The sequence below is a fragment of the Erythrobacter sp. SN6-5 genome, from assembly GCF_057364945.1.
The window spans coordinates 879,883-897,376 of the sequence record NZ_CP200282.1; the positions used below are offsets into that span (position 1 = coordinate 879,883).

General features: G+C 60.5%; 19 protein-coding genes and 1 pseudogene. 14 read left to right on the top strand and 6 right to left on the bottom strand.

Annotated elements, in window-relative coordinates:
- Positions 1-96 precede the first annotated feature (96 nt).
- From AC0V6Z_RS04275 to AC0V6Z_RS04330, 12 genes and pseudogenes are all read left to right on the top strand, one after another.
- Positions 97-1,110, top strand: a complete 1,014-nt coding sequence (locus AC0V6Z_RS04275) for an alpha/beta hydrolase (RefSeq protein ID WP_472640150.1) — start codon at positions 97-99, stop codon at positions 1,108-1,110.
- Positions 1,065-2,456, top strand: coding sequence for a M48 family metalloprotease (locus AC0V6Z_RS04280; RefSeq protein ID WP_472640151.1), 1,392 nt, complete (start codon positions 1,065-1,067; stop codon positions 2,454-2,456). The genes AC0V6Z_RS04275 and AC0V6Z_RS04280 overlap by 46 nt, the downstream gene beginning before the upstream one ends.
- Before the next feature lie 57 nt (positions 2,457-2,513).
- Positions 2,514-3,227 (top strand): DsbA family protein, encoded by a 714-nt coding sequence (locus AC0V6Z_RS04285; protein WP_472640152.1) that lies wholly within the window; start codon positions 2,514-2,516, stop codon positions 3,225-3,227.
- A gap of 56 nt (positions 3,228-3,283) precedes the next feature.
- The gene (locus tag AC0V6Z_RS04290) at positions 3,284-4,258 is read left to right on the top strand and encodes a M48 family metalloprotease (RefSeq protein WP_472640153.1); all 975 of its coding nucleotides are present in this window, start codon (positions 3,284-3,286) and stop codon (positions 4,256-4,258) included.
- 177 nt (positions 4,259-4,435) lie between these two features.
- A complete protein-coding gene (locus tag AC0V6Z_RS04295; protein ID WP_472640154.1) occupies positions 4,436-5,695 on the top strand; it encodes a sensor histidine kinase in 1,260 nt (419 codons plus the stop codon).
- Positions 5,692-6,489: a LytR/AlgR family response regulator transcription factor gene (locus AC0V6Z_RS04300; protein ID WP_472640155.1), complete on the top strand. Its 798-nt coding sequence runs from the start codon at positions 5,692-5,694 to the stop codon at positions 6,487-6,489. The genes AC0V6Z_RS04295 and AC0V6Z_RS04300 overlap by 4 nt, the downstream gene beginning before the upstream one ends.
- Before the next feature lie 103 nt (positions 6,490-6,592).
- A complete protein-coding gene (gene nadC, locus AC0V6Z_RS04305; protein ID WP_472640156.1) occupies positions 6,593-7,456 on the top strand; it encodes a carboxylating nicotinate-nucleotide diphosphorylase in 864 nt (287 codons plus the stop codon).
- Positions 7,457-7,508: 52 nt separating this feature from the next.
- Positions 7,509-7,949 (top strand): hypothetical protein, encoded by a 441-nt coding sequence (locus tag AC0V6Z_RS04310; protein ID WP_472640157.1) that lies wholly within the window; start codon positions 7,509-7,511, stop codon positions 7,947-7,949.
- A 67-nt stretch (positions 7,950-8,016) separates the two neighbouring features.
- Positions 8,017-8,196, top strand: a complete 180-nt coding sequence (locus AC0V6Z_RS04315; RefSeq protein ID WP_472640158.1) for a hypothetical protein — start codon at positions 8,017-8,019, stop codon at positions 8,194-8,196.
- A pseudogene (locus AC0V6Z_RS04320) lies at positions 8,181-8,648 on the top strand (ribonuclease T2 family protein); the annotation flags it as partial. The gene AC0V6Z_RS04315 and the pseudogene AC0V6Z_RS04320, both read left to right, overlap by 16 nt.
- A 144-nt stretch (positions 8,649-8,792) precedes the next feature.
- Positions 8,793-9,347, top strand: coding sequence for a hypothetical protein (locus AC0V6Z_RS04325; RefSeq protein ID WP_472640159.1), 555 nt, complete (start codon positions 8,793-8,795; stop codon positions 9,345-9,347).
- On the top strand, positions 9,295-10,587 hold the full coding sequence (locus AC0V6Z_RS04330; protein WP_472640160.1) for a methyl-accepting chemotaxis protein: 1,293 nt from the start codon (positions 9,295-9,297) through the stop codon (positions 10,585-10,587). Before AC0V6Z_RS04325 ends, AC0V6Z_RS04330 begins: the two co-directional genes overlap by 53 nt.
- A 110-nt stretch (positions 10,588-10,697) precedes the next feature.
- Here AC0V6Z_RS04330 and AC0V6Z_RS04335 read toward each other — a convergent pair whose 3' ends face one another.
- Together AC0V6Z_RS04335 and AC0V6Z_RS04340 are read right to left on the bottom strand one after the other, a co-directional pair.
- The gene (locus AC0V6Z_RS04335; protein WP_486176437.1) at positions 10,698-11,168 is read right to left on the bottom strand and encodes a hypothetical protein; all 471 of its coding nucleotides are present in this window, start codon (positions 11,166-11,168) and stop codon (positions 10,698-10,700) included.
- A gap of 173 nt (positions 11,169-11,341) precedes the next feature.
- Positions 11,342-11,797 carry a nucleoside deaminase gene (locus AC0V6Z_RS04340; protein ID WP_472640162.1) on the bottom strand — a complete coding sequence of 152 codons (456 nt, stop codon included), beginning with the start codon at positions 11,795-11,797 and terminating at the stop codon, positions 11,342-11,344.
- 151 nt (positions 11,798-11,948) lie between these two features.
- Here AC0V6Z_RS04340 and rpmB point away from each other — a divergent pair, with 151 nt between their 5' ends.
- A complete protein-coding gene (rpmB, locus tag AC0V6Z_RS04345) occupies positions 11,949-12,239 on the top strand; it encodes a 50S ribosomal protein L28 (protein WP_472640163.1) in 291 nt (96 codons plus the stop codon).
- 85 nt (positions 12,240-12,324) lie between these two features.
- On the opposite strand, the gene AC0V6Z_RS04350 is transcribed toward rpmB, so the two are convergent.
- Genes AC0V6Z_RS04350 through xseA form a run of 4 tightly spaced genes read right to left on the bottom strand, consistent with a single transcriptional unit; the run spans position 12,325 to position 16,155 of the window.
- Positions 12,325-13,398, bottom strand: coding sequence for an esterase-like activity of phytase family protein (locus AC0V6Z_RS04350; protein ID WP_472640164.1), 1,074 nt, complete (start codon positions 13,396-13,398; stop codon positions 12,325-12,327).
- 32 nt (positions 13,399-13,430) lie between these two features.
- The gene (locus AC0V6Z_RS04355) at positions 13,431-14,405 is read right to left on the bottom strand and encodes a M23 family metallopeptidase (RefSeq protein WP_472640165.1); all 975 of its coding nucleotides are present in this window, start codon (positions 14,403-14,405) and stop codon (positions 13,431-13,433) included.
- Entirely contained in the window at positions 14,402-14,605 is a 204-nt protein-coding gene (locus AC0V6Z_RS04360; protein WP_472640166.1) for a DUF2093 domain-containing protein, read from the bottom strand. The genes AC0V6Z_RS04355 and AC0V6Z_RS04360 overlap by 4 nt, the downstream gene beginning before the upstream one ends.
- Positions 14,606-14,628: 23 nt before the next feature.
- Positions 14,629-16,155, bottom strand: a complete 1,527-nt coding sequence (xseA, locus tag AC0V6Z_RS04365) for an exodeoxyribonuclease VII large subunit (RefSeq protein ID WP_472640167.1) — start codon at positions 16,153-16,155, stop codon at positions 14,629-14,631.
- Between xseA and purD the strand changes: the two genes are divergently transcribed.
- Entirely contained in the window at positions 16,154-17,446 is a 1,293-nt protein-coding gene (gene purD / locus AC0V6Z_RS04370) for a phosphoribosylamine--glycine ligase (protein WP_472640168.1), read from the top strand. The genes xseA and purD overlap by 2 nt on opposite strands.
- Positions 17,447-17,494: the final 48 nt, after the last annotated feature.

The following is a 17,494-nucleotide window of genomic DNA, read 5'->3' on the forward strand; positions in this document are numbered from 1 at the left end:
GGCGTTATCGCGCGCGCTCTATTCAATCGAAATCCTCTGGCGGAAACAGACACAATTGGGCGTGCTGCGCTGCGCAAGAGGCCTTTGGGGCAAGCAATGAAAAGCAAGAAGGTGCGCGTTATGCTGTGGGTGCTTGGCACGATCGTGGCGCTGGTTTTGGTGAGCGGATTGGCGCTACAATTTGCGATTTCGCGCAATGGCCCCGCCGTGCTGACTGCGGTCGATCGGTTAACCGGCGGCACAGACAATGTGGTCCTGCTGACCGAGGCTTCTATCGGCGAGAGTGAGGCGCAAAACCTGTTCGTCTGGGGGCCTGAGAACGCTGGTGAGGACGCAGCGAAGCGCCCAGTCCTATTGTTCGTTCACGGAGGCAGCTGGCGCTCTGGCGATCCGGAAGATTATGGCTTTGTTGGCCGCGCTTTCGTGCCCAAAGGTTTTGTCGTGGTGCTCGCCGGATACCGCTTGCACCCAGAGGCGGTCTATCCCGCGATGCTCGAAGACGCTGCTGGCGCTATCGCCTGGACCAAGACGGAAATCGCGCAATTTGGCGGCGATCCAGAACAGATTGTGGTCGCCGGGCATTCTGCCGGGGCGTATAATGTCGTTATGGCTGCGCTGGAGGAGCAATGGCTCGGCGCGCACGGCCTCAGCACCAGCGATATCGCCGGCGTGGTCGGCCTGTCCGGCCCCTATGACTTCTATCCATTCGACAGCGATTCGACGATCAACACATTCGGTCCCGCTGATGATCCGGAGGCGACCCAGCCGGTCAATCACGTGCGCGGCGATGCCCCACCAATGCTGCTCATCCACGGGGAGAAAGACACGTTGGTCTATCCGCGCAACACGCGCGAGCTGGAGAAACGCATTACGGCGGCTGGTGGCAGTGTACGGACCAAATTCTACGCCGAAATGGAGCACAACGACCCGCTGATTTCCATGGCTGCGCCGTGGCGAAATTCGCGTGATGTCGACGAAACAATTGCACTATTCGCCAAAGAAGTTGGCGCGCAGGCAAAGACTTCAGTTCCGGTTCAGGACGAGATCACGCTAGTCCTGCGGGCATGCGCGCGCTTTTGCATCCTTTCGCCCGGCCTTCGTCTCGTTTAGCGACGGCGGCATTCGCACTGCTTGCCAGTTTCGCACTGGCGATAGAGACCGCCTCTGCCCAATCGATCCTGCGCGATGCAGAAACCGAGGCCCTGCTGGCCGATATGGCCGCACCCTTGATCGAGGCGTCCGAATTGGAGCCGGGCAATGTCGATATTGTCCTGATCAACGACCCCTCAATCAATGCCTTCGTCGCGGGCGGCCAAGTGGTCTACATCCACTCTGGCCTGATCGATGCCGCTGATACCGCCAATGAAGTGCAAGGCGTGATCGCTCACGAGCTTGGCCACATCACTGGCGGGCATATCGTGCGCTTTGGCGAAGGCGCGAGCGCGGCTAGCAATATCTCAATCCTCTCGCTGCTGATCGGCGTTGGCGCGGCTCTGGCCGGGGCCGGTGATGCTGCACTCGGCGCAATTCTGGCGGGCCAAAGAGCGGCGCTCGGCCGTTTCCTGGCGTTCAGCCGGGTGCAGGAAAGCGCCGCCGATGCGGCGGGCGCACGTTACCTTTCAGAAGCCGGAATTTCAGGCCGCGGTTCGATCAAGTTCTTCGAAAAGCTGCAAGGTCAGGCACGCCGTTATGGCTATGCTCGCGACGACGAGGCGGAATTCACCCGCACTCACCCGCTTTCAAGCAATCGCATTGCCCGCCTGCGCGAGGCCTATACCGTTGATCCTGCTTGGGACGCCCCCGATGATCCTGCGCTTCAGGCCCGGTTTGAGCGCGTAAAGGCCAAGCTTTATGGCTTTTTGAAAGACCCGAAACGCACGCTCAACCGCTTTCCAGAAAGCGACACCAGCATCGCTGCGCGCTATGCCCGCGCTTATGCATTCCACAAGGATGCCCAGATCGAGCGCGCTCTGGCAGAGGCGGATGGCCTGCTCGCAACCGATGCGAACAACCCCTATTTCCTGGAAGTGAAGGGGCAGATCCTGCTCGAATCCGGCCAGCCTGAAGAGGCGCTGATCCCGCTGCGCCGCGCAACCGACATCACGCTCAACCAGCCGCTGATCGCATCAATGTTTGGCCATGCCCTGATCGCGACCGAGGATGAGGCAAATTTTGCCGAAGCAGAGCGCGTTTTGCGCGCCGCTGTCACGCGCGATCGGCTCAATCCCTTCGCCTGGTATCAGCTCGGCGTGGTCTATGCCGCACGCGGAGACATGCCGCGTGCGCGCCTTGCCAGCGCCGAACAGCAGGTGATGACGCGGCGCTATCCTGAGGCCTTGCGCAGCGCACAGGCAGCCGAGGCAGGATTGCCGGTGGGCACGCCAGACTGGATCAGGGCGCAGGACATTTCGCTGCAAGCGCGCAGCGAACTGGAACGGCTGCGCGATAGCCGCTAAAGCGCGGCCAAGAGCAGCCACGCCTTTGCTGGCCACGCAAGAATTGGGAACAGCATTTTGATCAAGACACTCGCAACCGCGTTTCTGGCGCTCGTCTTTGGCTTTTTGGGTGCAGCGACCTGGTCCTATACGGGCCTGGCCGACAATCGCACCCGTGCCTTCATGATGGAAAATCCTGAAATGCTGCCCGAAATGGTTGAGGCGCTGCGCGACAAGGAATCCGCCGAGCAACTGGCCGATGTCCGCAGCGAAGTCGTCACCCCCTTCCCCGGCGCGGTGATCGGCAATCCCAATGGCACCAAGCTCCTCGTCGAATTTACCGATTACAATTGCCCCTATTGCGAGGCGAGCCTTGAGGATGTGAACCGGCTGGTCGCGGAAGACCCCGAATTGATGGTGGTCGTGCGCGAATGGTCAATCTTTGACGGCAGCGAAGGCGCCGCACGCATGGCCTTGGCGGCCGCGATACAGGGTAAATACGCGGCTTTCCACGAGGCAATGTTCCGCCTTGGTCCGGCGACACCTGAAACGGTTGAAGCGGCCGCTCGCGAAGTGGGCCTCGACTGGGAAAAGGCACAGGCAGATGCGGTTTCCGACACAGTGAGCGTGGAACTGGCCCGTAACCTCTCGCTTGCTCAACAGCTCGGCTTTTCCGGCACGCCCGCATGGGTCACCGGCAATAAAGTGATCGGCGGCGCGGTCGGCTATGACGCGCTGAAAGAAACGCTGGGTGAGGTCGGCGCAGAAGCGCAATATTCCTCTGGCGCCTAATGCTTGGGCAGGGTCAATTTCGGCTTTGGACGCTAACCGGCACGATTGCCTGTTTGATGATAGGCACGCCCGGATTGGCGCAGGATGAAGCCAAGCCCGCGACGCCGTCAGAGCCAAATTATTCCGCAAAGCTGACCGCACTTAAAGAATATCATGCGCTCGACCAAAGGTTGCAGGATGTCGGTTGGCGTTTGGTGCGCGGGAACGCTGATTTTTGTTCAAAGACTGTGCAATCTATCGGTCTGCAATTGCAGGACATGGTTGCCTTTAAAAAGCCGACCTCGCCGCGCGCCACCCTGGGGCTATTCGGCGACTTCGCGGTTCAGACGGTCGCTCGCGGATCACCCGCTTGGAACGCAGGCGGGCTAGGTTTTGGCAGAGAAATCACGCGGCTGAACGGCCAAGAGATCAACAGTTGGCCCGCAGAGGAGCGCTCCCATTGGCAGCGCCTCACTCGCGCGCATGACTTTATCGACACAGCGCTCAGGCAGGATGGCCGTATCATGATCGGGCTGGCGAGCGGCGGCGACCTGCTGATCCCATCGGTGAAAGCCTGCGCCACACGCTTTGAGTTGGCCGGAAGCAGCAAGCGCGCGCTTGCCGAGGGCACCCGCGTCGTGATCGGGGCGAAATTTGTCGGTTTCGGTTATGCAGAGGATGAATTCGCCGCCGCGATCGCGCATGAGCTGGCGCACAATCTGCTGGGCCACAGGGTGTGGCTCGATGCCAATGGCCGAAAACGCAAAAATGTGCGCCTGACAGAGCGTGAGGCCGACCGGCTGATGCCATGGCTGCTCGCCAATGCGGGCTATGAGCCGAGCGCGGCACACCGGTTCATGACCAGATGGGGCCCAAAACACGATGGCGGCCTGTTTCGCGGGCGCACGCATGATGGCTGGGACGAGCGAGCCGAGTTCATTCAGGCAGAGGTCGAGTTGATCGAAGCCCTACAAAAATCGCCCGCGTTTGAAGGGGCCGATTGGCGCGCAGACTTCCGCCGCGAGATCGATCCCGAAAGCCCGCGAAAGTAGGGGGCGCGCCCTCGCGACACGCTCAAAGCAACTAACTGACTAAACCTTTGGGCAGCCCAAACCGCTCAATTCTTTGTGCAATCGGCAGTTTTCCGAGGCAGAAAGTGCGGTCCGCGCGATCACCCGCAGGCAAAACTAGCTGCCATCCATCGCACAATTCGTCTACAAGGGTCGGCCATGGCAATGCTACCCATTCAGCCTACGCCGTTCTTTGCCAGCAAGAACAGAGCGTTCTGGACCCTCCAGCTCTCCGGCTGGGGCGGCTATTTCCTGCTGAGGACCGTTGTCGCGGTGGCAAATGATCAGCCACTCGATCTGGTAGTCCTGCTGCTGCTCACAACCATAACCGGCTTTTCCATCACGCTCGTTTTGTCGGTGATCTATCGCCAGCTAATTGGCCGCCAACCCATCGTAACCTGGGGAACGACGGCCGTCGCCGTGCTGGTTGCGGTCATCATTCACGCCTCAATCGATGCCTGGGTGCAGAGCCTCTATATCGGCGGCGCGAGCGAGACGAGCTTCGCACAGCGCCTGATTGGCAGCTCCTTCATCCCGCTAACCCTGCTGGGCGGGTGGAGCGCGCTCTATTACGCGATCAGCTACTTTCTGACCGTCGAAGAGCAAGCCGACCGGCTTGAGCGGCTGGAGGCGCAAGCAACCAGCGCTCAGCTGGCAATGCTGCGCTATCAACTGAACCCGCATTTCCTCTTCAACACTCTAAACTCGATCAGCACTTTGGTACTCCTGAAACAGACCGAGCCCGCCAATGCGATGCTCACTCGCCTCTCCAGCTTCCTGCGCCACACTCTGGTCAGCGAACCGGGCAGCCAGGTGACCCTGGCGCAAGAGGTCGAAACACTGCAGCTTTATCTCGATATTGAGCGGATGCGGTTTGAAGAGCGGCTGCGCACCAAATTTGCGATTGAAGATGACGCGATGGACGCGCGCCTACCCTCTATGCTGCTGCAACCCTTGGTCGAAAACGCAGTGAAATACGCCGTTTCCCCCCAGGAAGAAGGCGCGCAGATCACCCTTTCCGCCAGGATCATGGCCAGGCGCCTGCGCATCACAGTCGAAGACACCGGCCCCGGCGCGAATGCGCCCGTCCGGCACGAGCTGCTCGATTATGAGCAGGACAAAGCCAACCAGCCGGTCTCCACCGGCGTCGGCCTGGCCAATATTCGTAACCGCCTGATGCAGGCTTACGGTCCCGATCATAAATTTGAGACCCGCTCCGACCCAGGCGGCGGCTTTGCCGTCACAATTGAAATCCCCTTCCAGATGGAAGATGAATTTGCACTTGGCCCTGATGCTCAAGCTGCAACTGCAACCGGCTCCGACCCCGCGGATGCCAATTCTGCCGCCCCCGGCACCAACCCCCAGCCAGCGTCGGTGATTAGGCTTAATCCCAGACGCGCCATTGGACCTGCTGCATGACCATACGCACAATCCTAGTCGACGATGAAAAACTGGCCATTCAAGGCCTGCAATTAAGGCTTGAGCCTTTTGACGATGTCGAAATTATCGACACCTGCTCAAACGGGCGCGAAGCCATTCGCAAAATCAAAACGCAAAAGCCCGATCTGGTGTTTCTCGACATCCAGATGCCCGGCTTCGATGGATTTTCTGTCGTCAAAGGCGTGATGGAAATCGAACCGCCCCTGTTCGTGTTTGTTACCGCCTTTGAAGAGCACGCGATCCGCGCGTTTGAGACCAATGCGGTGAATTACCTGATGAAGCCGGTCGACGAAGATAAGCTCGCCGATACGCTGGAGCGGGTGCGCCAACGCATCACGGAAAAGAAATCGGCTGAAGAAGCAGAAAAGCTCAAAGACGTGCTGGCCGAAGTCGCACCGGACAAAGCCGATGAGTTCTGCGAAGCCGCAGCGGAAACGTCCGAACGATTTGAGAAGCTGATCAATGTGAAGGATCGCGGACAGATCTTCCGCGTCGAGGTCGAGTCGATCGAACATATCGAGGCGGCCGGTGATTACATGTGCATCTACACCGGCGACAATTCGCTGATCCTGCGCGAGACGATGAAGGATCTGGAGCGCCGCCTTGACCCGCGCAAGTTCCAGCGGGTGCACCGCTCCACCATCGTGAACCTTGATCAGGTCCGCCAAGTAAAACCGCACACCAATGGTGAGTGCTTCCTGGTGCTGGATTCAGGCGCAGAGGTGAAGGTGAGCCGCAGCTACCGTGATGTGGTCGCCCGCTTTGTGCATTAGTTTGTTTTGCGCAGATGCATCTGCACCTGCGCCCGGCGTTTGAGGGTCAAAAAGAAAAATCCATGCGCTTGAGGCAAAACAAAAAAACCGCCACACAGCGTAGATGACCCAATTCACCATCCCCGGCTTTGACCTCGACCAATTCGTCCGCAGCACTTTGGCGGAGGACTTGGGAGAGGGACTGATCGGCGGTGGGCGCGATGTCACCTCGGAAAGCGTGATCCCCGCCGATGCCCGTTTCGCTGGTGTAATGGACAGCCGCGATGCGATCGTCGTCGCGGGACTGCCCATTGCCGAGGCATTTTTCCGCGCGCTGGAGCCAGAGATCGAGATTGAGTTGCTCGCGCAAGATGGCGATGCGGTGGAGCCGGGCACCGACCTTATACGGCTATCGGGCAATGCGCGCGGCCTCCTAACCGCAGAACGCAGCGCGCTCAATACGGTCCAGCACCTCTCCGGCATTGCCACCATGGCCCGCGAATATGTGACCGCGATGGATAATCCCGATTGCACCTTGCTCGACACGCGCAAGACCATTCCCGGCCTGCGCCATCTGGAGAAATACGCCACCCGCATGGGCGGGGCGAGCAATCACCGCATGGGCCTGTGGGATGCCGCGATGATCAAGGACAACCATGTCGCCGTCGCAGGCTCCGTAGGCGAAGCCGTGCGCCGCGCGTGGGAGGCCGGGGTGGAGCACATCATCTGCGAGGTTGACCGGCTCGACCAGATCGGCCCGGCCCTGCAAGCGGGCGCGCATCATCTGCTGCTCGACAATATGTCGCCAGAGACCCTGCGCGAGGCGGTGGCGATGATCGATGGCCGCGTGCCGTGCGAGGCATCGGGCGGGATCAACCTCGACACGATCAAGGCAAAGGCTGCCACTGGGGTGCAATTCGTCTCGGTCGGGCGCCTGACGCAAAGCGCACCCGCGGCTGACATAGGCCTCGATTTCAAACCGGTATGAAGATTGCTTGTCGGGCTCGCACAATAGCCGCAGCAACCAAGGGCGCCCCGGGATGATCGAGCAAATACGCTTGCGGCCATGGCCAATCCACGGATTTGCGGTGATTTTTCTGGGCGTAGGCCTGTGGGCGCTGATTGGCGGCCTCAACGACATTGACGGGTGGCTTGCCCAATATCGCAGTATGTTGCCTCAATTCCCATGGGATCGCGACTGGATCATCGTCGTCCTTTCAGCCCGGTTCTCAATCGTCTGCATTCCCGTAGTCGCGATCTGGTGCTTTCACAGCGTGGTCGCGCGTGTTCTGGTGTGCGCATTTACTCTAGTCCCGCTGATGGGCATCATCCGCCAGCTTGGCGGTGCATTGGATGCCCTAAGTTGGGACGCGATGGCCGGAGGCGGGCTTCTGGTCGTGGGCTGTGCGCTGCTATATTCGCCATCAGCGCGCGCATGGTTCACGCCAGAACCCCTGAAACAGGAGGCTGTATTCGAATGAGAATGATCGCGCTCCTCGCCGTCACGGCCATGGCATTGCCCACAGTTGCACACGCCCAGGCCTATCAATGTCAGATGCCCCGAATCAGCAACGTGCCGCAGGTCTCACCAAATGGGCAGACGCGCAAATTGCCGATCACTGGCTATACTATGGCGCTGAGCTGGTCGCTCAGCCTTTTGCCGCACGCGGAAGGACAGTCGCTCGCACTCTACACAATGCAGCGGCGACAACGGCAGTTTTGGCCTGATCGTCCATGGCCTGTGGCCTGAAAGTGGGCGGACATGGCCGCAATGGTGCCCCACGCAGGGGCGCCTGACGCCCACCGAAACGCGCCGCAATATGTGCATGATGCCCAGCACCCGGCTGGTCGCGCGGCAATGGGCCAAACACGGCAGCTGTATGACCAAGCGGCCCGACACCTATTTTAAGGTAACACGGATTTTGTGGGAGAGCCTGCGCATTCCCGACTATGATCGGATCAGCCGCGAGGACGGCCTCACCGCCGGGCGCATTCGCCAGGCGTTCGCCGATGCCAATGGCGGGTGGAGCGCCAGCCAAGTGGGCGTGAAGCTAAACCGGCAAGGCTGGCTGGAAGAAATCCGGTTGTGTTACAATAAACGCTTTCGCCCCGCCCGCTGCACATCCAGCCGTTACGGCGCAAAGGACGGCGTTCGGGCGAAGATCTGGCGCGGGCTTTAGAAATTCTGTCTGCGGAGGCAGCGAACAAGGCGTTCTTAATGATTTCCACGTAAGACGCGATGGAACGCTGCCCGGCGGATCGCGCATTGCGACCCGTTGGCGCACGAATTTCCAAGCCGCATTGGGCAAATTTTGGGCGATCTTATGAGTGTCGGTGAAGTCTTAAGAAAATGGGGTCTGGTGCTGCGCGGCAAACGCTCAGCGACACGTCCTCGGCTAACTTCGCGCTTGCTGATTACAGATTTGGCGATTGCTGTCGTGCTTGTGGCTGGCGCCTCATTCGTGGCTCAATACGGCTTTAACAATCGCGAACTGGTGGCCACGCAAACCTCTCTGGCCGAAGTCGAAGATATCATCAAAGACCAGCGAGCGGCGGCGTTTGAAACTCATGTAGCCGCTTCTGCACTGCGAGAAAGCTGGGACATGTCATCACGCGAAGGGCAAATTGAGCTGCGCGGTGACCTCAAAGCGGCCAGTGCAGATTTCTCCAAAATGGCAAGTCAGTTGACCGGCGATCCACGCATCAACTCTGACCCGGACTTTGAAAGCGGGCCAATCGCCATGGAGCAGCTTTCGGCATTGTCCGCAGAAATGCTAGAAGCCAGCCAAGCAGGCGAAAACAGTCAAATCCGGCGTAATATCGCCATTGAGCTGGCTAAGCAACTATCGCTTCCTGCTTGGGATCCTGGACAGTGTTGAAGCCAATGCTGGCAAACGGCTCGATGAAAACCAGGTTGAAATCAGAAATCAAACCGAAACTCTCGTCCTCGTTATTTCGATTGGCGTCGGTATTTTGATCATCGCGCTGCTTTTGCGCGTTGCCTTAACTCGGCGTTGGATTGTTAAGCCCGCGAACAATCTCGCGGAGATTACGACCGAATTTGCGAACGGCGATGTGTCTCGTGAAGTGCCTGAAATGCACATTGATGAGCTTCAGAAAATTGGCGATGCACTCGCGGTATTTCGCCGTATGAGCATGGAAGCAGAGGATCTGCGTAAGCAGTCTCACGAAGCCCGATTGCGCGAGCATGAGGCCCATATGGAGCTGGAGCGTAAAGAACTGGAAACGCAAAAGCGTATTGATGCAGAACGCCAAACGGCGATCATGGATATGGCGAAAAGGTTCGAAACGTCGGTTTCAAGCGTGGCACGCGCTGCCAGCAAAGCCACATTAGAGCTCACCGAGACGGCCGAACAGCTTGCCAATGCAGCGACTGATGCTGGCCGCCAAGCGAGCCAAATCTCCGCGACCTCTGGCGAGGCCACACAAAACGTTCGGTTTGTGGCCTCAGCGATTGAAGACCTCTCTTCATTCGTTCGGGAGATCTCTGACCAGGTGAGTAAGCAGACCAGTCTGTCACAGGCGGCCCAGCAGGATTCTGTGTCCAGCGTTTCCTCGGCTCAGACGCTGGAACGGGAGGCGGCAAGTATTGATAACATCGCCAATGTGATCGTTGATCTGGCCGGGCGCACCAATCTGCTGGCGCTCAATGCCTCCATTGAGGCGGCCCGGGCTAGCGAAGCGGGTGCTGGCTTTTCCGTCGTGGCGTCGGAGGTCAAAAGTCTGGCGCAACAATCAAGCCGCTCCGCTTCTGATATTGGCGGCGTACTAAGCTCTGTGAATGGCGAGGTCGAGCACGCTGTGCACTCCATAACCGGCGTTGCAGAATCGCTCGAGCAAATCAGCAAGATTGCCCTGCAAGTGACCAGTGCGATGGGCCAGCATGAGAGCGTCGCGACCAACATATCGAAGCATGCTGCTGAAGCGGCGACCGGGACCGAGCGGGTCAATGCAAAGATTGTCGACCTTGCGGCGAATGCTGAACAGGCTGGCCAGCTCTCTCAAAAGGTAAAGGGCGCAGCCCACGAGCTGGGGCAGCAGGCGCAGGAACTGGACAAGGCCGCCCAGGAATTCGCGCAACTTTTACGAGTGGCATAGCGGACAGTCGATCGCGACTGAAACGCGGCGCAGGCTAGCCTCAAGCTGGGCCGTAATGGCTGGCTGGGGGCGGCTGAAGGGGTTTTAGAAACCCTCCCGTCATGACGCACTTAGCTACATGCAGAAGGCTGTGCGTCAGGTTCACCCTTGGCAGCATAAAACTTAGAATACAGCTCGCAAGGAACATCGCCCGTCGGTCGGACCATCTCCAACATCTGGCCGCCACTATCGACAAAGAAGGTCGCTGCTTTCGCGGATCGACCATTAAAATCAGCATTCAAGATAAGTATTCCGTAGGCGCCGCTCCTCGCGGCTTCATGCACATCTAAATCGCTCGCAGCCTCCGCCATCAGCGCCCTAAATTCCGCATCACCCATCTGAGCTTGCGCATCGGTCATTTGCTGTTCGAAGGTCGCAGGATCGTCTGTCAGCTGGGCGGCTTCCGCGATTTTCCCTTGGGCCGCATTCTCTCGCACGCTTACATAGACCGCCTGCATATCATCAGAGGTGGCAAGGGCTTCAGAACCGCAACCTGCTAGCAAGCCTGCGAGACCAGTTATAAAGAGGATGGAATGGCGCATATTGGCAAGTCCCTTCGTTGGAATCGGGCGTATGCTAGAGCCACTGCGTTTGAGCTTTATTAACGGGAAGGCCAGTTTTCCGGATCGCAAAGGGCCGACGATCACCGTGACGCGTTCAGATCGGGCCGTTACAGCACGAGGGACGAGGCGCGGCAAAATCTAACGGGAAGAGGTCACCGCCGCTCCTGGAAAAACGCGCGCAGCAATTCCGCCGCCTCTGCCTCGCCCATGCCGGAATAGACCTCTGGCCTATGCAGGCATTGGTCCTGTTCAAACACGCGCGCGCCGTGCTCAACCGCGCCGCCCTTGGGATCGCTCGCGCCGTAATAGACCCGCGCAATCCGGGCATGGCTGATCGCGCCTGCACACATCGCGCAAGGCTCCAGCGTCACATACAAATCGCATGTTCCCAGCCGATCTTGGCCAAGCTTCGTCGCGGCCTCGCGCAAGGCGCGGATCTCTGCATGCCCGGTGGGATCGGGGGGCTGGCGCGTGGCATTGGCCGCGACCGCGATCACTTTGTCACCCTGCATCACAACCGCACCGACCGGCACCTCACCCGCCTGTGCGGCTTCGTGCGCCGCCTCAAGGGCGCGCATCATCGGTTGCGGAATGGGCCAGCGGGTCATAAGCGGTCGCTATACGGCGCAGCGAATAGGCGCAACTTTGCTTGACGATTCGCATTGTGGAGGCTATCCGCGCGCCTTTCCGGGAACACCCGAACTTTTTAGGCGGCCGAATCACTTGGCCACCTGTCACTGTGAACAGACGAGAGATATCATGTCGCGCATTTGCGAACTGACCGGCAAAGGTCGTTTGACTGGCAACAATGTTAGCCACGCCAATAACAAGACAAAGCGCGTGTTCTTGCCGAACCTGCAGCACGTCACTCTGCTCAGCGAAACGCTGGAGCGGGGCTTTAAATTCCGCGTATCGACCCATGGTCTGCGCTCGGTTGAGCACAATGGCGGGCTCGACAATTGGCTGCTGAAGACCAAGGACGACAAGCTGTCTGCCAATGCACGCAAAGTGAAGCGTGAATTGGTCAAGGCGCAAAAAGCCGCCGCATAAGGCTGGCGAGCGGGCCGGATTTACCGGCTGCGTTTTCCTGACGGATTTTAGAAAGGGCGTGCGGGCGAAGGCCTTGCGCGCCTTTTCATTTGCCTGCGGCAGATTCGTTTTGGCCAGGCTGCGGGCGGCCCGCGTCGCCTTGCGGTTCATCGGGGGGCCAGGCCAACCTCAGCAGCAAGGTGCGCTGAAACGCGGAGACATTGTCATCGGCGATGAGATAGAGCGAGCCTGCCAGCGGGGCGTCTTCATCCTCTGCGTCCTCTACAGAACCATCGCCCTGCGCAGGAGCCGGGTACGGCACGAACTCTATCCCCTCAAAATTCTCGCCCCAATAGGCGTTGCCAAGTGTCGCCAACACGCCGCCGCCCCAGACTTCGCCCTCGGCAATCTCACCGGGGTCAGCGCGCACGAGGCGGGCATAGAATCTGGCTGGGAACGCATATTCTACCCGGCGCTCCAGAATGATCACATCGCCATCCGGCAGCAGAGCAGCATCGACCGGCGAATAGCCAGGGGTGGTGAAGAAGCGGAACTCTATCGCCTCGGCACCCTCCACCGGATCGCCTGAAAACAGCAGACCGGGGCGATTGGTCCGGCCGTCGCCTTCCGGAGCCTCGCCCAATACAAGAAAGCGGCCATCGCCGAGGCGGACAATGGTCTCAGGCCCGCTGTTGCGTGACCAATTGGCCATTTGCGGCGGTTTGGTGCGCTTGATTATGCCATCGGGCGCGATCCGCTCGATCACATTGCCATGCTCATAGGCGGCCCAGATCGTGCCAGTTTCGGGATCGCGGGTGAAAGCCTCGAGGTCAGCAATGCCGCGCCTCACCGCGCCATAGCCAGGTGGGAAATCGAGCACGGTGCCATCAGACACTGGCACGCCACCGACCATCCGTAAATGCATGACGCGGCCGCGGTCACTGCCCGCATAGAGATCGCCATTACCCAGCAGAATGAGCGCGGAATAGCCGCCGAAATGCGCGTTTTGGGAATCAAGCTGCCACGCACCGGTGATCCTTAACGGCCCGGTCACGCCGGAGCGCTGATCAATGTCGATCACCTCAACGCCAGCGCCGTATGAACTCGATTGATCAGTCCGCAGCCATGTGCCCGGCGCAAGGCCAAGCACGACCGCTAGAATCAGGATTTTGCGCCCCATTGTGGCTGGATGTCCTTGCCGTTTAAGCCGCTCTATTGCGGGCCGGTAAACAGCAGCGGGTCCAGACGGGTGTCATGCCATTTCAGGCCCCAGTGCAAATGCGGTCCCGTCGCACGCCCGGTGGCGCCAACATTGCCGATATATTCGCCTTGCTTGACCGCCTGCCCTTCCCGCACGGCGATTTTCGAAGCATGCAGAAACGCGCTGTTGAGCCCTGCGCCGTGGTCTATGATGATCAGGCCGCCCTCGAGGCTAAAGCCAGTGCGCGCCAGAACCACAACGCCATCGGCGGGGGAGACGAACAGCACACCATTACCGGGCGCGATATCGATCCCGGAGTGGTAGGAGCCCGGCTCACCGCGATAGATCCGCTGACGCCCGAATAAGCCCGAAATCCGCCCCTTCACCGGCCAGATAAAGTCCTGCTTCCACCCTTCAGCGCCGGTTACCTTCTCCCGCGCCGCCTTGATCGCTAGCCATTCCGGCTCACGCTTTTTCCACCATGCCTCGCTCGATCGGCCCGTACCGCGCGCCACATTGACGCGTTGGATGTTCCATTCGCGCGGAGAGATCGCCAGCTCTTCGGTAACAGTCTCACCGTTCTCCAAAGTCGCGGACAAAGTCAGACTGCCGGGGCTGTCGCGGTCAAAGGCGGCGAAGAAATTGCCGCTGCCTGCGCTAATGCTGAGCGTTTGGTCACCCAAACTCGCCGACACCGTCCCGCGCGGCACACGCCCGCGAATATACCCGCCTTGGGTCAGCTCGCCCGAAAAACTCAGTTGCGGCTTGGTCTTCGCCAGAACCGAAGCGGGCGCAGTGCCGATCCGCTCTGTCGCCGGTTTCGGCTGCGGCCGCGCGTCTTCGATGGTGGCGGTGTAGGCTGGCTGCGTTTGAGCAGGGTCAGCCGTAGCCGATTCCGGCGTGCTCGCCTCCCCCGAGGCGCAGCCGAGCAGGCCAAGCACCACAGCAAGGCCAGCGCCGCGCAGACTGCCCAGCAACGCGATCATATCTCGCCCAGCAAACGCTTGGTTGAAATCTCGCAGGTTGCATAGGCCTCTTGCCGATCCGCGCTCCAATAGCGTAGCTCTTCCAGCGGGATAACCTCGCCGCTGACCGCGCACAGCACGTGCTGGCCCGGTCTCAGAACCCGAAAGGTGGAGGGGCCATAATGGAGTTTTGCGGCTTTATCGCCCGATGACATCAACATGATTTTTTCTCTAGCATGGCGAGTTAATCAAACAAATCCGTTTGCGCCGCGTTGCCGGGCTTAGACGGTTTCGCGCGCCGTTTCGCTGGCCTAGGCGCAGGCGCGGCCGGTCCAGGCGGCTGCTCAGGTGGCGGTGCAGACTGCGCAGAGGTGCCAGCTTCACCGCCTGCTATCACCTCTAGCTCGCCGTCCTTGAATTGAAGCTTAAGCGCAGATTCCTGCTGCGCCTGCGCCTTACCGGTCAGCGCGCGGCCTGCGCCATCGCGCACAATGGCATAGCCGCGCTCCAGCGGTTTTTCCGGGTGAAACTGGCTTGCGAGCCGCGCCAGCGCATCCAGCGTCTCGCGCTTTCGCACCAATGGCTGCTCCACCAAGGCCGGCACCAGCCGCACTTGATCGAGCCTCCGCCGCGCATCCTGCGCCCCGCGCCGCAATATCGCAGGCGACAGGCGCGCCGAGACCCCGGCCAGCGCCTCGCGCCCTTGCCCCGCGCTCATTGTCAGGCCGCGCCGCAGACGTTCGGCCAAATCATCGAGCCGCTGGGTCTGCGGCTGAAGCAGGTTTTCCGGCAGCGGCAGGCGCTGAACGCGCGCCTCCAGCCGTTCGCGCCCAAGCTCCACCGGGCGGTGCACCGCGCGGCGTTGACGAGTGGCAAAGTCGGATAGGGTCGCGGCGAGATCTGCCCGCACGGGCACGGCCATTTCCGCCGCTGCCGTGGGTGTGGGCGCGCGGCGATCCGCCGCATAATCCACCAATGTCGTATCGGTCTCGTGCCCGACCGCCGAGATCACCGGGATCGTCGAGTCCGCAACGGCGCGCACCACCTCTTCCTCGTTAAAGCCCCATAGGTCTTCGATCGAGCCGCCACCGCGCGCCACAATCAGCAGGTCGGGACGCGGGGTTGGCCCGTCCGGCCCCATTTCCGAAAAGCCCCGGATCGCGTTTGCCACTTGCGATGCAGACCCCTGCCCCTGAACCAGCACCGGCCAGACCAGCACGTGGCTGGGGAAGCGATCCGCCAGGCGGTGCAGAATATCGCGGATCACAGAGCCCGTGGGCGACGTCACCACGCCAATCACGCGCGGCAAATAGGGCAAAGCCCGCTTGCGCTCGCTGGCAAACAGACCCTCTGCCGCCAGTTTCGCACGCGTCTTTTCTAGCAGAGCCAGCAGCGCGCCCTCGCCTGCCAGCTCCAGATTGTCGATCACGATCTGATATTTTGAGCGGCCCGGATAGGTCGTCAACTTGCCGCTGGCGATCACATCCAGCCCGTCTTCCGGGTTAAACGCCAGCTTCGACGTGTTGCCGCGCCACATCACCCCGTCGATCACGGCCTTTTCGTCTTTCAGCGCACAGTACATATGGCCCGAGGCGGCGCGCTTTACGCCCGACATTTCGCCGCGCAGCCGGACATAGCCAAAGCGATCCTCGACCGTGCGCTTCAGCAGACCAGAAATCTCGGTGATCGACAGCGGCTGAGCGTTGTCGCCCTCTCGCTCTCGCGCTACGAGATTGGCCTGTTTATCACTATCAATCGGCGGGGAAGCCATGAATATCCTTTTACTTGGGTCGGGCGGGCGCGAACATGCGTTAGCGTGGAAGCTGGCGCAATCCCCGTCATGCACAAAGCTACACGCTGCCCCCGGCAATCCCGGCATTGGCGAGGAAGCAGAGCTGGTCACTTTGGATGCCAGTGACCATCTGGCGGTCGCGGCGTTCTGCGCGGAAAAGGCGATTGATCTGGTGGTGATCGGGCCGGAGGCCCCGCTGGTCGATGGCCTGGCCGATAGCCTGCGCGAAGGCGGCACCGCCGTATTCGGCCCCTCTGCCGCCGCGGCTCAGCTGGAAGGCAGCAAGGGTTTTACCAAGGAGCTGTGCGACCGCGCGAATATCCCCACAGCTGGCTATGTCCGCACGACCTCGCTCGACGAAGCCGAAGCTGCGCTGGCCAAATTTGACGCGCCTTACGTGCTGAAGGCCGATGGGCTGGCGGCGGGCAAGGGCGTGGTGATCGCCGAAACCCGTGAAGAGGCCGAGGCGGCGCTGGCGGATATGTTCGGCGGACGCTTTGGCGCGGCGGGCGCAGAGGTGGTGATCGAGGAGTTTATGCGCGGGGAGGAGGCAAGCTTCTTCGCAATCACCGATGGCACCGCGATCCTGCCATTTGGCACCGCACAAGATCACAAGCGCGTGGGCGAGGGTGACACCGGGCCAAACACTGGCGGTATGGGCGCTTATTCGCCGGCCCCCGTGCTGACGTCAGAGCTTCAATCCCGCGTGATGGACGAGATCATCACGCCGACGGTTGAGACCATGCGCGCGGAAGGCATGCCCTATTCCGGCGTGCTTTATGCCGGCCTGATGCTGACCGAAGCGGGGCCAAAGCTGATCGAATACAATTGCCGCTTTGGCGATCCGGAATGCCAGGTGCTGATGACGCGGCTGATCAGCGATTTGGCCGAGATCATGCTGGCCTGCGCCAAGGCTGAACTCGCCGGGTGCGAGGCAAATTTCTCACCGGCCACGGCGATGACCGTAGTGATGGCGGCGAAGGGCTATCCCGGCACCCCGGAAAAGGGCGGGCGGATCGATCTGGGCCTGGCAGAGGCACTGCGCGATGGCGGCGCAGCCAAGGTGTTCCACGCTGGCACGGCGATAGTCGATGGACAGCTCGTGGCGAATGGCGGGCGCGTGCTCAACGTTACCGCCAAAGGCATGAGCGCCACCGAGGCCCAGAAAACCGCCTATGGCGCAGTTGATGCGCTGGATTTTGAGAGCGGCTTTTGCCGGAGGGATATTGGCCATAGGGAAGTGGCGCGTGAGGTTGAGCGAGAGGCCTAGCTGAGGCACTGATTTTCCTACTTGGAGAGCGCTTGCTAAGGCTAGCAC